Below are 13,640 nucleotides of genomic sequence, written 5' to 3' on the forward strand. Positions count from 1 at the left end.
TTGTGCCCAGACACCCCGGCGCGACCAGCCCCCACCCACCCGCAGCCGCCCACACACACCAGACGCCCCCCGACCCAAGGCGCCAACCCCACCCCCCGCACCCCAAAACCACGCCCCAAGCCCCGCAGGGGTACGCTTCGCCGCAGGGGACCGCCATACGGACAGGAACCGCGCCCCACTGCGCCGCGCGGAGCGCCGCGCGCCTGTCCGATCCGTACGGAGGGGCTGACAATCACGTGAACCTGCGCGACAAGCTGCGCGGCCTGCTGGTCAGGCTGTACGCACGCCGGGTGGAAGGTCACCTGGACCACGCTCAGGTGCCCAAGCACATCGGCGTGATCGTGGACGGCAGCCGGCGCTGGGCGAAGGCCGCCGGCTCCACCGCCGTCGACGGCCACCGTGCCGGTGCCGAGAAGATCGAGGAGTTCCTCGGCTGGTGCACCGAGACGGACGTCGAGGTCGTCACCCTCTGGCTGTTGTCGACGGACAACTTCAACCGGCCGCCGGAGGAGCTCGGCCCGCTCCTCGGCATCATCGAGGACGTCGTCCGCACTCTCGCCGCCGACGGCCGCTGGCGGGTCCACCACGTCGGTGCCCCCGACCTGTTGCCCTCCCCGATGCAGGCCGCCCTCAAGGAGGCTGAGGAGTCCACGGCCCACATCGACGGGATACTGGTCAACGTCGCCATCGGCTACGGCGGCCGCCAGGAGATCGCCGACGCCGTACGGTCGATGCTGCTGGACGCGCAGACCAAGGGCACGTCCATGGAGGAGCTCGCCGAGTCCGTCGACATCGACATGATCGGCCGCCACCTCTACACGAGCGACCAGCCCGACCCCGACCTCGTGATCCGCACCAGCGGCGAGCAGCGGTTGTCCGGATTCATGCTCTGGCAGACGGCCCACTCGGAGTACTACTTCTGCGAGGTCTTCTGGCCGGCCTTCCGCAAGGTCGACTTCCTGCGCGCCCTGCGCGACTACGCGGCCCGGCACCGGCGTTACGGCGGCTGAGCCGCTCTCCGGCGCACTCCTCGCCGTATCCGGGTGAGAGAAAAGCCATGCTCTCCGGGACAGAAGTAACAAGGAGTTCACCAGCGCGCCGTCATATGCGCTGGCATGGCACCGCATGTTCGAGGGCATAAGGCAAGCAGGTCGACACCCGAACCACGGGTGTCGTATCTCAGCGGGCGGCGCCGGAGCCGTCCGCCCGGGAGGCCCTTTGCACCAGCTCGACCGTGCGGTCACGGCATGGAAGAAGCAGTGGAGGGCCGGTTTTCGGCCCGTGCCAGGCGTGCAGGGCGGCCGACGACCGGTCCAGCTCCACTCCGTCGCTCCCCGACCTCATCCGAGGGGGTACGTCCTTCCGTGGTGACCAGCACAAAGCGCCACAAGCCAGACCGGCGCACCTACGTTCTCGACACCAGCGTCCTGCTGGCCGACCCGAATGCCCTGAGCCGCTTCGACGAGCACGAGGTCGTGCTCCCCATCGTCGTGGTGACGGAGCTGGAGGCCAAGCGGCACCATCCCGAACTCGGCTACTTCGCCCGGCAGGCGCTGCGCCTGCTCGACGAGTTCCGGGTCCGGCACGGTCGCCTCGACGCCCCCATCCCGATCGGGGATCTCGGCGGGACCGTCCGTGTCGAGCTCAACCACTCGGACCCCAGCGTGCTGCCGACCGGCTACCGCCTGGGGGACAACGACTCCCGTATCCTCGCGGTCGCCCGCAATCTGCAGGCCGAGGGGTTCGACGTCACGGTCGTGTCGAAGGACCTCCCGCTCAGGATCAAGGCCTCGTCCGTCGGACTCCTCGCCGAGGAGTACCGCGCCGAGCTCGCCATCACGGACTCGTCCGGCTGGACCGGAATGTCCGAACTGACCCTGCCCGGCGAGCAGGTGGACATCCTCTTCGAGGAGGGACACGTCTATGTCCCCGAGGTCGCCGAGCTGCCGGTGCACACCGGACTGATGATCCAGTCCGAGCGCGGCAAGGCTCTGGGGCGGATCTCGCCCGAGGGCAACGTCCGTCTGGTGCGCGGCGATCGGGAGGCCTTCGGCATCAAGGGGCGCAGCGCCGAGCAGCGGATCGCGCTCGACCTGCTGCTCGACCCGGACGTCGGGATCATGTCCATGGGTGGCCGGGCCGGCACGGGCAAGTCGGCGCTGGCGCTGTGCGCGGGGCTGGAGGCGGTGCTCGAGCGCCGTCAGCACCAGAAGGTGATGGTCTTCCGGCCGCTGTACGCGGTGGGCGGGCAGGAGCTCGGCTATCTGCCCGGCTCCGAGGCCGAGAAGATGAGCCCCTGGGCACAGGCGGTCTTCGACACGCTGTCCGCGGTCACCAGCCGCGAGGTCATCGAAGAGGTCACCGCGCGGGGAATGCTGGAGGTGCTTCCTCTCACCCACATCCGCGGCCGCTCGCTGCATGACGCGTTCGTGATCGTGGACGAGGCGCAGTCACTGGAAAGGAATGTCCTGCTGACCGTTCTGTCCCGAATTGGTGCTAACTCGCGGGTGGTTCTCACCCATGACGTGGCCCAGCGGGACAATCTGCGGGTCGGGCGCTACGACGGTGTCGTCGCCGTCGTGGAGAAGCTGAAGGGGCATCCGCTCTTCGCCCACGTCACGCTGACGCGGTCCGAGAGGTCCCAGATTGCCGCCCTTGTGACCGAAATGCTGGAGGACGGGCAGATCTGACCCAAGTGCTCAACTTGCGGTAGCTACTCGTTGGTTGGCGCCGTTCGGAAAGGCAGGGAGCCTATCCGGGCGGCGCCTCGGCGTGTGCGGCTTTCCGTAAAACCCCTGGCACAAACAAGGTGTGAGCTTTCACACGCAACACAGAATTGCCTTGCGGCGTCCGGGTACGGCAGAGTCTCACTCCTGTCAGGCCCCGCATACGACACACCTGTACCCCCAGCGGTACGGCACCACAGCAACACCACAGCCAACTCCATAGCGTCGTCGTATGCCGCCCGAGTTCTCACGCGGCGCTCCCCTCGGGGAGTTGCCCACCGGGTCCGTGCCTCCCGTGACCCCGCAGTTGGGAGGCCAGCGCCAGGGGCACGATTGCGTCCGCCAGGGTCACCGAAGCGGGCGATGCTGGAAGGAAACCGTGTGAGTCCGATTTCGGTCAGGGGATTCGCAGTGGCCTCTGCCACCGCGGTCACCGCTGTCGGAAGCGTCGTCGGCGTTGCCTCGGGCAGCACCGCGCAGAACAACGACGCCGAGGCGACGGCTGCCGATTCGACGCTCCTCGCGGACATACCCGCGGGCCAGCAGGCCCAGGTGCAGACCGAGTCGCTGACGGCGCAGGCCGACGTCCAAGCCATCGCCGCGGACGCGAGCGCCAAGAAGGACGCGGAGGAGGCGGCCCGCAAGGCCGCGGCCCAGACCGCGATCGACAAGAGGGAAGCCGCCGAGAAGGCGGCGAAGGAAGCCAAGGAGCGCGAAGAGGCCGAGGCGAAGGCGTCCCGTAGCGCCTCCGACTTCCCGGTCTACAGCTCCTACAGCATCGCCCAGATCCAGTCGATGGCGCGCCAGATGGTGCCGAGCGACCAGTTCCAGTGCTTCAGCAACATCGTGGACCACGAGTCCGACTGGAACTACAAGGCCGTCAACCCGTCTTCGGGTGCCTACGGCCTCTTCCAGGCGCTGCCCGGTTCCAAGATGTCGTCCGTCGGCTCGGACTGGCAGACGAACCCGGCCACCCAGATCAAGTGGGGCCTGAACTACATGAACGACCGTTACGGCAGCCCGTGCGGCGCCTGGGACTTCTGGCAGGCCAACAACTGGTACTGAGTACCTGAGTACCTGAGTACTGAGCCTGCGCTCAACCCTGTGGAGCCCCTCACCGTCCTTCGGTGAGGGGCTTTCGCTGTTCCGCGCACGGCGCCATGTACGGTCGGACGCAACGACTCCAGGGGGGAGTGGTGAGGAGAGACGGGGGAAGAGGACGGATCATGTCGCGAGTGCCAGGGTGGCTCGGTCGGCTCGCTGCCGGACTGACCGAGATGAGTGAGCGGTTGGACGAGCGTCGCGCGGCGGTGGAACGGGAGAGCGGCGACCTCCAGCCCGCGCAGCGGTCCGCCGCCGAGCCCGAGAGCTCCGCAGCCGACGTCCCGGCGCCGCCCGCCGACCACGTCCCACGGCCCCCCGACTACGCGCCCGCGGCTCCGCCGCCCCGCCCCGACCCCGCGCAGGTCGTGCCGTGGGGCGTACGAGTGGCGGCGGAGGCCGGCTGGCGGCTGCTGGTGCTGGCCGGCACGGTCTGGGTGCTGATGCGGGTCATCAGCGCCGTACAGCTCGTGGTGCTGGCGTTCGTCATCTCCCTGCTCCTCACCGCGCTGATGCAGCCCTCGGTGGCGTGGCTGATGCGGCGCGGTCTGCCGCGCGGGCTCGCCACCGCCCTGACCGCGATCCTCGGGTTCGTCGTCATCGGGCTGATGGGCTGGTTCGTGACCTGGCAGGTCATGGAGAACATCGACAACCTCTCCGACCAGATCCAGGACGGCATCGACGAGCTGCGCAACTGGCTGCTCAACAGCCCGTTCCACGTCACCGACAAGCAGATCAACGACATCGCCGAGAACCTGCGGGAGGCGATCGGCGCCAACACCGACGCGATCACCTCGGCCGGCCTCGAAGGCGTCACGGTCATCGTCGAGGCGCTCACCGGCATCCTGCTGGCGGTCTTCTCGACGCTGTTCCTGCTCTACGACGGCAAGCGGATCTGGGAGTGGACCCTCAAGCTGGTCCCGGCCGCGGCCCGGCCGGGTGTCGCCGGTGCCGGGCCGCGGGCCTGGGCGACGCTGACGGCGTATGTGCGCGGCACGGTGATGGTGGCCCTGATCGACGCCGTCTTCATCGGCATCGGCATCTACTTCCTGGACGTCCCCATGGCCGTCCCGCTGGCCGTCTTCATCTTCCTGTTCTCCTTCATCCCGCTCGTCGGCGCGGTGGCCTCCGGCGCGCTGGCCGTGGTCGTGGCCCTGGTGACGCAGGGCGTCTTCACCGCGGTGATGACGCTGGTCGTCGTCCTGGCCGTGCAGCAGATCGAAGGCCACATCCTGCAGCCGTTCATCCTCGGCCGCGCGGTCCGCGTCCATCCGCTGGCCGTGGTGCTGTCGGTGGCGGCCGGCGGCATGGTGGCGGGGATCGGCGGCGCGGTGGTGGCCGTACCGCTGGTGGCGGTGACGAACACGATCGTGGGGTATCTGCGGGCCTATTCGCAGGAGGCGGCCCTTCGCTACGCACCCGAACCGAGGGGAGCGACCGCGGTGGGTGTGGCTTCCGTGGACCCGCCGCCGCCCGCGAAGGACAAGTCGGCGGCGGAATGACGGCGGAATGACAAGGGCCCGTTCACCCTCAGGGTGAACGGGCCCCGCGTTTCTCGGCGAAGGGCTACTCCGCCAGAATCGCCTCGGCGTCCAGCGTGACACCGACCGCCTGAACGACGGACGCGATCTTGAAGGCCTCCTGGACCGTCTCGCGGTCCACGCCCGCCTTGCGCAGCACCTGCTCGTGCGAGTCGAGGCACAGGCCGCAGCCGTTGATGGCGGACACCGCGAAGGACCACAGCTCGAAGTCGACCTTGTCGACACCGGGGTTGCCGATGACGTTCATTCGCAGGCCCGCGCGCAGGCTGCCGTACTCGTGGTCGGACAGCAGGTGCCGGGTGCGGTAGAAGACGTTGTTCATCGCCATCACCGCGGCGGCGGACCTGGCCGCGGTGTACGCCTCCGGCGAGAGGTTCGCCTTGGCCTCCGGCGCCAGCTCGCGCAGCACGATCGGGGAGCGCGAGGCGATCGCGGTGGCGAGCACCGTGCCCCACAGCTGCTGGGCCGGGAGGTCGGAGTTGCCGATGACCGAGCCCAGGTTGAGCTTCAGGTCCTTGGCGTAGTCCGGTATGCGGGACTTGAGGGAGTCGAGGGACATGTCACTCACTCTCCGGCAAGCAGCTTGACCGGGTCCAGGGTGTCCTCGCCCTTGGTCCAGTTGCACGGGCACAGCTCGTCGGTCTGCAGGGCGTCCAGGACCCGCAGGACCTCCTTGGGGTTACGGCCGACGGAGCCGGCGGTCACCATGGAGAACTGGATCTCGTTGTTCTGGTCGACGATGAAGACGGCACGCTTGGCGAAGCCGTCCTCGCCCTCGATGCCGAGGTCGCGCATCAGCTCGTGCTTGGAGTCGGCCAGCATCGGGAACGGCAGGTCGCGCAGGTCGTCGTGGTCCTTGCGCCAGGCGTGGTGGACGAACTCCGAGTCACCGGAGAAGCCGAGGACCTGGGCGTCGCGGTCGGCGAACTCCTCGTTCAGCTTGCCGAAGGCCGCGATCTCGGTCGGGCAGACGAAGGTGAAGTCCTTCGGCCAGGCGAAGACGATCTTCCACTTGCCCTCGTAGGTCTTGTGGTCGATCGTCTCGAACTCCTTGCCCTTCTCCAGCGAGACGCAGGCGGTCAGTTCGAACTCGGGGAACTTGTCACCGACAGTGAGCACACGCTCTCCTTGCAGCGAAGAGACACCTGTGTCTGTACAGGTGTCTCCCTTGGGTTGGACCTTACCGATCCTGGCACAGGCTGCATTGATACGGGAAATAGCTACACTCGGTCGAGTTGATCGGAGGTATTTATCAGTGACTGCTGGTAAGAGGAGGCAGCCGAGCCTCGCGCAGCTGCGCGCCTTCGCCGCCGTGGCCGAGCACCTCCACTTCCGCGACGCCGCCGCCGCGATCGGCATGAGTCAGCCCGCGCTCTCCGGTGCCGTCTCCGCGCTGGAGGAGACCCTCGGGGTCACGCTGGTGGAACGGACCACCCGCAAGGTGCTTCTCTCGCCCGCCGGTGAGCGGCTGGCCGTACGGGCGAAGGCGGTGCTGGTGGAGGTCGCGGCGCTGATGGAGGAGGCGGAGGCGGTGCGGGCCCCGTTCACCGGTGCCCTGCGCCTCGGAGTCATCCCGACGGTGGCGCCGTATCTGCTGCCGACCGTCCTGCGTCTCGTCCACGACCGCTACCCGCACCTCGACCTCGAGGTGCACGAGGAGCAGACCGCCAGCCTCGTCGAGGGGCTCGCCACCGGCCGGCTGGACCTGCTGCTGCTCGCCGTCCCGCTCGGCGTGCCCGGCATCACCGAACTCCCGCTCTTCGACGAGGACTTCGTGCTCGTCACGCCGCTCGACCACCGGCTGGGCGGGCGCGAGGGCATCTCGCGCGATGCGCTGCGGGAGTTGAACCTCCTGCTCCTGGACGAGGGGCACTGCCTGCGCGACCAGGCGCTCGACATCTGCCGGGAGGCCGGCCGCGAGGACGCGCCCGTGACCACGACGGCCGCCGGGCTGTCCACGCTCGTGCAGCTCGTCGCGGGCGGCCTCGGCTGCACGCTGCTCCCGCGGACCGCCCTCAAGCTGGAGACGACGCGCAGCAGCCGGCTCCTCACCGGGTACTTCGCGGACCCGGCCCCCACCCGCCGCGTCGCCCTCGCCATGCGGGCCGCGGCGGCACGGGCGAGCGAGTACGAGGAGCTCGCGGTGGCGCTGCGCGAGGCCCTGCGACCCCTGCCGGTACGGGTGTGGGAGTACGACCACTGAGCCGAGTCCGGATGCGGGGCCATCGGTGTGTTCGGGCGAACCCGGGTGCCGTTCGCTCAAATGGACGTCCGACGAAGCGCCTTGAGAACCGGAAGATTTCATCTTCCGCCATGTAGGGCGACTCCCCGTGGGACACCCCGTTCGCACTGCTACACATGCTCCCTCAGTGCTACGCGTCACGCGTATGTGCGAAATCGCCGTATCAAGGGGAGTGATGGCCGCCATTCGGGATTCCCTTGACCGTGACGGTTACGAGCGACTGTCGCGGGCGCTTGCCGACGTCGCGGTGGACTCCCGTACCGGGGAACTGCGGGTGTCGGGCCGGCCCGGGGGAGTCTTTCACTTCCGTGACGGGCTCGTGGTCGCCGTCGAGAGCCCCGGCGCGCCGGGCCCGGAGGTCCTGCTGCTGCGCTCGGGGCGGGTCAGCGGTGAGCAGTGGGCCGAGCTGATGCGCGAACCAGGAGCCGGTCGGTGGCCCGAGGCCGGGCTCGTCGGCCATGGGTACGCAGGGGCGATACAGCTGCGGATCGTGTGCATGATGGCGATGCAGGACGCGGTCTTCGCGATCCTCGCCGGCCGGGTGGAGGACTGCGAGCTGCTCGACGAGGGGCGCCCGCTCGCGCCGGTCCCGCACGGCGAGACGCCGGTGCGCCTGCTCCAGGAGGCCACCAGGAAGCTGGCCGCGCTCGCGGCACTGCCCCGGCCCGTGCGGCCCGACCGCGCGCGGCTGGTGCCGACGCCGCAGAGCGACGACGTGGTGCGGCTGCTGCCCGCCTCCCAGCAGGAGCTGCTGGCACAGGCGGACGGCCGCCGCACCGCCCGCGACATCGCCTTCAGAACCGGTCGCAGCGTGTACACGGTGACGGTCGAGATGTCCCGCATGCTCCAGGAAGGGCACCTGGCCTTCCACACCGGCGGCACCACGGTGACGCGGGGCGTCCCGGTTGCCGGGGTTCGCCCCAGGGTGCCGTCGCCGCCCGCCGCCCCCGAGTCCCGCAGCGCAGGGCAGTTGCCGCCCCGAGTGCTGTCCGCTCTGGAGTCCGCGCTGACCATGTCGCCCCAGGAAACGCCGGTCTCCTCCACCGGGCCGCAGGAGCCACCGCCGCCGCCCACGGTGGCCCCGCACCCCCGGGCACCCGACAGCATCCACGCCGTCGGCACCGGCACCCCCGACGCCCCGACCCAGGCTCCGTACGCCCTCCCCACCCCGGACGACCCGGCCCGGGACAGCCTCCCGCCGGTCCCGGACACCACCCCCACCCCGGCCGACGTGCCGGACCCCGCGGAGTCCCGGAGCCTGCCTCGGCGGCGGCCGGGGGTCAGTGGGATCACTGAGACTCTCGGACCCGGCAGGAACGGGACGAGTTGGAAAGGGTTCTTCCGTCTGCGCAGCCGCATCCGCCCGTCCGAGACCGGTGTCTGAGACGTCGCGGACGAAGAACCGTCGCGAGGAAAGAGAGAGACGGCGCCGGCCGCGGGGTCGGACTCGTGCCGCCCGGTGCCAGGGAGTTCACCACATGGATCACGAAGCATTGGCCAGGGAGATGCGGGGCCTGCGCGAGCAGGTGACCGGCATCACCGACACGGCCGTGGCAGCCGCCGACGGCCTGCTCATCGCGGCGGACACGGCGGAGACCATCGACGCCGAGGGCCTCGCCGCCATCGCCGCCGCCGGCCTGGGCATCGCCCGGCGCGCGGCCGAGGCGACCGGCCGGGGCACCCTCCGCAAGACCGTCGCCTACGGCAGCCACGGCTGCGCGGCCTTCTATGCCGTCGGCGACACCGCGCTCATGGTCGTCCTCGGCGACGAGGGCATCGACCTCGACCGGCTGCACCAGGAGACCCAGCCCGCCCTGCGGCGCATCGGTGCCCTCCTGTCCGTGACCGCAACAGCAGACCGAAAGGCGTGACCTCATGGCGACCAAGCGGATGAACGCCGGTTTCTCGGACCGGGTCACGGCCCTGGTGAAGGCGCTGCGCAGCGAGACACCCGACTGTGTGGCCTCCGGGGCGGTCGACATGGCGACCGGGATGCTGCTGTCGTACGAGACGGTGGACTCCCACCCGGCGGAGGTCCTGGACCTGTTGGCGGGGGCGACACTCGACCTGTTCCAGGGACGTACGGTCGTGATGATCGAGGACGTTTTCAAGGAGCGCCGCGGCGTCGAGTCCGACCAGCACTATTTCCAGGAGATCCTGGTGAACAGCGAAAACCTGACGCACCTGTTCCTGCGCATGAACGATCAGCAGGACGTCGTCGCCGTCGCCGTGTGCCGCAAGTCCGTCAACGTGGGCATGCTCTTCGCCCAGGCCAGACGTGTGATGCGGGAGCACGGCGGCCTGTGACGGACGTACGGCGCGGTGGACCGTCCCCGAGGGAGCGGTCCACCGCGCCGTGTCGTCACACGGGCCGGGCCGGGCGCCGGCTACTCCGTGCGCAGCCCGTCCGGGCGCATCAGCCGCAGCAGCGGCGGCAGGCTGAGGAGCGTCACCGCGAGGACGACCGCGGCGCCGATGCCCGTCATCGTCAGCACGCTGGCCCAGTCCACGCTCACCGTGGCCTCGACCATCCTCAGCAGCACCGCGCCGAGCGTCAGTCCGACCACCGACGCCAGCAGCAGGCCCAGCGCGATCGGGATCGCCGTCTGCCACAGCACCGACAGGCTCAGCGTGCGGCGCCGGGTGCCGAAGGCGACCAGGGACGACAGCAGCTTCTTCCGCTCGCGCAGCTGCTCCAGCTGGGAGACCAGCAAGCTCGCGCCGATCAGCAGCAGGACGCAGGTCGCGCCGACGAACAGGCCGTTGCGGATGGCGCGGAACTCCTCGGACTGCCGGCTGGCGGTCAGGGCGTTCACGCTCGTCAGCGGGTCGATCCGCGCGGCGGTGTTGCGGGCGAACTCGGCGGCGTCCGGCACCGACGTGTCCAGCGAGAGGTACACCGTCTCGAACATGGCGGCTCCCGTGCCCTCGGGCAGTGCGCCCGGAGTGAACAGCAGGCCGCCGCGCTCGTAACCGGTCGGATCCTCACGCGGCCCCGCCACCTTGATGCCGGCCGGCACCTTCCAGGACACCGTGTGGCTCGGCGAACCGGGGTAGGCAGGGTCGAAGTACAGGGTCTCGCCCGGCTCGGTGAGCTTCTTCGTCTCGCCGTCGTACTCGCTGCCGAGGATCCTGAACATGTCGCCGTCCCGGCAGGACGTCAGACGCGCCACCTCACGCAACTCGGCGCAGCCCGCGACGGTCGCCTCCACCGTGTTGTCGGGCTCCTTGGCCCGGTCGCCGAGCGAACCCTCGGCGAGGGCCGTCGCGTGGCGTACGCCCTCCGTGCGCGCCAGCTGCCCGGCGAGCTCGCCCAGCGCGACGTCGTCCCGCACATGCATCGTCAGCTGAGCCCGGCTCGGGTCGTTGCCCGTGTCCTCGGTGTAGTCGGACTCGACCCCGGCGAACAGCATCTGCAGGGCGATCGCCCCGGCCACCGCGACCGCGATGCCGTTGACCATGCGGGCGGCCGTGCCACTGCTCAACTGCAGCCTGCGAACGGCCAGTTGCCAGGAGACCGAGCCCGAGTTCAGCCGGGCCACCACGGCCTCGACGAGCCACGGCAGCAGCGCGGTGACGCCGACCAGCAGCAGGACGGTGCCGCCGATCACCATCCACTCGTTGAAGTTCCCGTTGCCGTTGCCCTGCCCCATCATCGGGTACAGCAGCGCGAGGCCGGCCAGCGGCAGCAGCAGCCGCCACCACAGCCGACGGCGCGGGGGCTTCGCCGTACGGACGACGCCGAGCGGCTCGATGACGACCCCGCGCAGCGCGAACAGCGTCACCAGCACGGCCGCGGCCGGTACGGCGACGGCGACCAGCGCGGCGAGCGCGGGCGACGGATTGAGATCGCTCGGGAACACGCTGATGTTGCGCACCTTCAGCAGGGACGCCAGCTGACGCCCCGCCAGGAAGAACGCGGTGCCGAGGACGAGCCCGAGCAGTGCCCCGGCGAGTGCCTCGCCGGCCGCGACCCGGCGCGCCATCCGCCCGTCCGCGCCGACCAGCCTGAGGGCCGCGAGCCGACGGTCCCGGCGCTCGCCGCCGAAGCGTACTGCCGCCGCGATGAACACGCCGACCGGCAGCAGCAGCACCACAAAGATGATCATGACGAGCAGGATCAGGATCGGGTCCAGCTCGTCGTCCGGCGTCCCCGACGAGGGCCCGAAGTAGTCGATGCGCTCGATGGAACCGTTGCTCAGATGGTTTGCCAGCCCCGAGCCGCCCGCGTAGTAGGCGAGTTCCGCGGGCCCGATGAGCCCGGACTGCTGGATGGTGCCGGTGATCCGATAGGGGAGGCGTTCGCTCAGCAGCTTGCCAGAGTCGGACTCCAGCAGGCGCTTCAGCGCGGGCGAGGCGACCATCTCGCCCTTCGCGGGGAACTTCTCGACGCCCGGCGGCAGTGGAGCCCGCGAGCCTTCGGGCTCCAGGAGGCGGCCCCGTACGTCCTGGGTGCGGAAGGTCGTGTCGACTTCCGCGATGATCAACGTGTCGTCCGCCTTGGACAGCGGATTCGCGCCGTACGTGAAGTCGTCCCGGGCGGTGGCGCGGTGTTCGCGCTCGGTCAGCGCACTCGGTACGGCGGTCGTCAGCAGCAGCAGCGCCACGCCGAGCCCGACCCCGACGGCCGTCAGCAGGGCGCGGACCCAGCCCTCACGTCCGCCGGCGAAGGCGAACCGGACCCCCATGCCCAGGTCCTTGGCCCACTGACCCACGCTCATACGACGCGCTCCATGTCCCGGGACTTGCCGTCCCGTACGACGATCTCGCGGTCGGAGTAGGCGGCGACCCGGGCCTCGTGCGTGACGAGCACGACGGCGGCGTTGGTCGAACGCGCGGCATCCGTGAGCAGCTCCATCACGCGCTCGCCGTTGAGGGAGTCCAGCGCGCCGGTCGGCTCGTCGGCGAAGAGCACGCGCGGGTTGGTGACCAGCGCACGGGCGACGGCGACGCGCTGCCCCTGACCGCCGGATACCTCGCCGGGCCGCTTCTTGCGCAGGCCGTCGACCTCCAGCCGCTCCATCCAGGTCAGGGCGGCCTTCTCGGCCTCCTTGCGGGAGGTGCCGTTGAGCCGCAGCGGAAGGGCGACGTTCTCGACGCAGGTCAACTCCGGTACGAGCTGGCCGAACTGGAAGACGAAGCCGAACTCGGAGCGCCTGAGCGCACTGCGCTGGGCGTCGCTCATGCCGGCCAGCTCGTGTCCGTTGTAGGTGATGGACCCGGAGTCGGGCGGCACGATTCCGGCGAGGCAGTGCAGCAGGGTCGACTTGCCGGAGCCGGACGGCCCCATGACGGCGACGACCTCGCCGGGGTGGATGGAGAACTCGGCGCCGTCGAGGGCGACGGTCGGGCCGTAGGCCTTGCGCAGCTCTTCGGCCGCGAGCAGGGAACCGGGAGGCGGAGTCACTTGGCCACCACCTCGGCCAGCTTGTCGAGGCGCGCGGCGGTGAGTTCCAGCCAGCGCAGATCGGCCTCCAGGTGGAACAGGGCGTGGTCGCAGATGAGCTGATCGGCGAGATCGCCCTTGCGCTTGCGGTCGGTGAGGATCCGCATCATGCGCAGGTGCTCGGCGCGCTGGGTGTCGAGGATGTCGGCAGCGTTGCGCCGGGTGAGCAGGGCGAGGACGACCTTGGTGTAGAGGGTCGACTGGAGGTACGGCTCCGGCTTCTCGGGCGTCGCGAGCCACCGCTGTACGTCGGTGATGCCGGCGTCGGTGATCGCGTACCGCTTCCGCTCGGGCCCGCCGCCGGGCTCGATCCCGTCGACCTCGACGAGCCCGTTCTTCAGCAGCCGGGACATCGTGGAGTAGACCTGGCCGTAGTGCAGCGGCCGGTCGTGACCGAACTTCTCGTCGAAGGCCCGCTTGAGGTCGTAACCGTGGCGGGGGCCCGATTCCAGGAGCCCTAGAAGGGTGTGACCGATGGACATGGCCATGACTCTACATGGGGTGTATACGCCGCATGTATACGCGGAGTGTGTAGGTGGTGGCGTGGGGTGGGAAGGCCCAGGTGGGGGCCGATTGTCACGGTT

General features: G+C 69.9%; 13 protein-coding genes. 8 read left to right on the forward strand and 5 right to left on the reverse strand.

What is annotated here, in order from left to right:
• The first annotated feature begins 236 nt into the window (after positions 1-236).
• The 4 genes from EJ357_RS29640 (at position 237) to EJ357_RS29655 (ending at position 5,329) form a co-directional block, all read left to right on the forward strand.
• Positions 237-1,010, forward strand: coding sequence for an isoprenyl transferase (locus EJ357_RS29640; protein WP_126394653.1), 774 nt, complete (start codon positions 237-239; stop codon positions 1,008-1,010).
• Between the two features lie 354 nt (positions 1,011-1,364).
• Positions 1,365-2,690, forward strand: coding sequence for a PhoH family protein (locus EJ357_RS29645; protein WP_126394655.1), 1,326 nt, complete (start codon positions 1,365-1,367; stop codon positions 2,688-2,690).
• A 417-nt stretch (positions 2,691-3,107) separates the two neighbouring features.
• Entirely contained in the window at positions 3,108-3,791 is a 684-nt protein-coding gene (locus tag EJ357_RS29650; protein ID WP_456114813.1) for an aggregation-promoting factor C-terminal-like domain-containing protein, read from the forward strand.
• A gap of 161 nt (positions 3,792-3,952) precedes the next feature.
• Positions 3,953-5,329 carry an AI-2E family transporter gene (locus EJ357_RS29655; protein WP_126394658.1) on the forward strand — a complete coding sequence of 459 codons (1,377 nt, stop codon included), beginning with the start codon at positions 3,953-3,955 and terminating at the stop codon, positions 5,327-5,329.
• 64 nt (positions 5,330-5,393) lie between these two features.
• Here the strand turns inward: EJ357_RS29655 and EJ357_RS29660 are convergent, their stop codons facing one another.
• Positions 5,394-5,927, reverse strand: coding sequence for an alkyl hydroperoxide reductase (locus EJ357_RS29660; RefSeq protein ID WP_126394660.1), 534 nt, complete (start codon positions 5,925-5,927; stop codon positions 5,394-5,396).
• A gap of 5 nt (positions 5,928-5,932) precedes the next feature.
• Positions 5,933-6,487 (reverse strand): peroxiredoxin, encoded by a 555-nt coding sequence (locus EJ357_RS29665; protein WP_126394662.1) that lies wholly within the window; start codon positions 6,485-6,487, stop codon positions 5,933-5,935.
• Positions 6,488-6,623: 136 nt separating this feature from the next.
• On the opposite strand from EJ357_RS29665, the gene EJ357_RS29670 reads away from it, so the two are divergent.
• From EJ357_RS29670 to EJ357_RS29685, 4 genes are all read left to right on the forward strand, one after another.
• Positions 6,624-7,571: a LysR substrate-binding domain-containing protein gene (locus tag EJ357_RS29670; RefSeq protein ID WP_126394664.1), complete on the forward strand. Its 948-nt coding sequence runs from the start codon at positions 6,624-6,626 to the stop codon at positions 7,569-7,571.
• 214 nt (positions 7,572-7,785) lie between these two features.
• Complete coding sequence (locus EJ357_RS29675) at positions 7,786-8,994, forward strand: MarR family transcriptional regulator (RefSeq protein ID WP_175647567.1); 1,209 nt, start codon at positions 7,786-7,788, stop codon at positions 8,992-8,994.
• 94 nt (positions 8,995-9,088) lie between these two features.
• The gene (locus EJ357_RS29680) at positions 9,089-9,481 is read left to right on the forward strand and encodes a roadblock/LC7 domain-containing protein (RefSeq protein WP_175647568.1); all 393 of its coding nucleotides are present in this window, start codon (positions 9,089-9,091) and stop codon (positions 9,479-9,481) included.
• A gap of 4 nt (positions 9,482-9,485) precedes the next feature.
• Positions 9,486-9,917: a hypothetical protein gene (locus EJ357_RS29685; protein WP_126394665.1), complete on the forward strand. Its 432-nt coding sequence runs from the start codon at positions 9,486-9,488 to the stop codon at positions 9,915-9,917.
• An 80-nt stretch (positions 9,918-9,997) separates the two neighbouring features.
• On the opposite strand, the gene EJ357_RS29690 is transcribed toward EJ357_RS29685, so the two are convergent.
• The 3 genes from EJ357_RS29690 to EJ357_RS29700 are packed head-to-tail and all read right to left on the reverse strand — an operon-like array spanning position 9,998 to position 13,538.
• Positions 9,998-12,331, reverse strand: a complete 2,334-nt coding sequence (locus EJ357_RS29690; protein ID WP_126394667.1) for an ABC transporter permease — start codon at positions 12,329-12,331, stop codon at positions 9,998-10,000.
• On the reverse strand, positions 12,328-13,017 hold the full coding sequence (locus tag EJ357_RS29695; protein ID WP_126394669.1) for an ABC transporter ATP-binding protein: 690 nt from the start codon (positions 13,015-13,017) through the stop codon (positions 12,328-12,330). The genes EJ357_RS29690 and EJ357_RS29695 overlap by 4 nt, the downstream gene beginning before the upstream one ends.
• Positions 13,014-13,538, reverse strand: coding sequence for a PadR family transcriptional regulator (locus tag EJ357_RS29700; RefSeq protein WP_031483740.1), 525 nt, complete (start codon positions 13,536-13,538; stop codon positions 13,014-13,016). The genes EJ357_RS29695 and EJ357_RS29700 overlap by 4 nt, the downstream gene beginning before the upstream one ends.
• Positions 13,539-13,640 lie beyond the last annotated feature (102 nt).

The sequence above is a fragment of the Streptomyces cyaneochromogenes genome (assembly GCF_003963535.1).
GTDB classification, from domain to species: domain Bacteria; phylum Actinomycetota; class Actinomycetes; order Streptomycetales; family Streptomycetaceae; genus Streptomyces; species Streptomyces shaanxiensis.

Excerpts from the sequence above, each read along its gene's own strand:
- EJ357_RS29655 (WP_126394658.1), top strand. The coding sequence starts at position 3,953 with ATGTCGCGAGTGCCAGGGTGGCTCGGTCGGCTCGCTGCCGGACTGACC.
- EJ357_RS29680 (WP_175647568.1), top strand. The coding sequence starts at position 9,089 with ATGGATCACGAAGCATTGGCCAGGGAGATGCGGGGCCTGCGCGAGCAG.
- EJ357_RS29700 (WP_031483740.1), bottom strand. The coding sequence starts at position 13,538 with ATGTCCATCGGTCACACCCTTCTAGGGCTCCTGGAATCGGGCCCCCGC.
- EJ357_RS29660 (WP_126394660.1), bottom strand. The coding sequence starts at position 5,927 with ATGTCCCTCGACTCCCTCAAGTCCCGCATACCGGACTACGCCAAGGAC.
- EJ357_RS29685 (WP_126394665.1), top strand. The coding sequence starts at position 9,486 with ATGGCGACCAAGCGGATGAACGCCGGTTTCTCGGACCGGGTCACGGCC.
- EJ357_RS29690 (WP_126394667.1), bottom strand. The coding sequence starts at position 12,331 with ATGAGCGTGGGTCAGTGGGCCAAGGACCTGGGCATGGGGGTCCGGTTC.
- EJ357_RS29675 (WP_175647567.1), top strand. The coding sequence starts at position 7,786 with ATGGCCGCCATTCGGGATTCCCTTGACCGTGACGGTTACGAGCGACTG.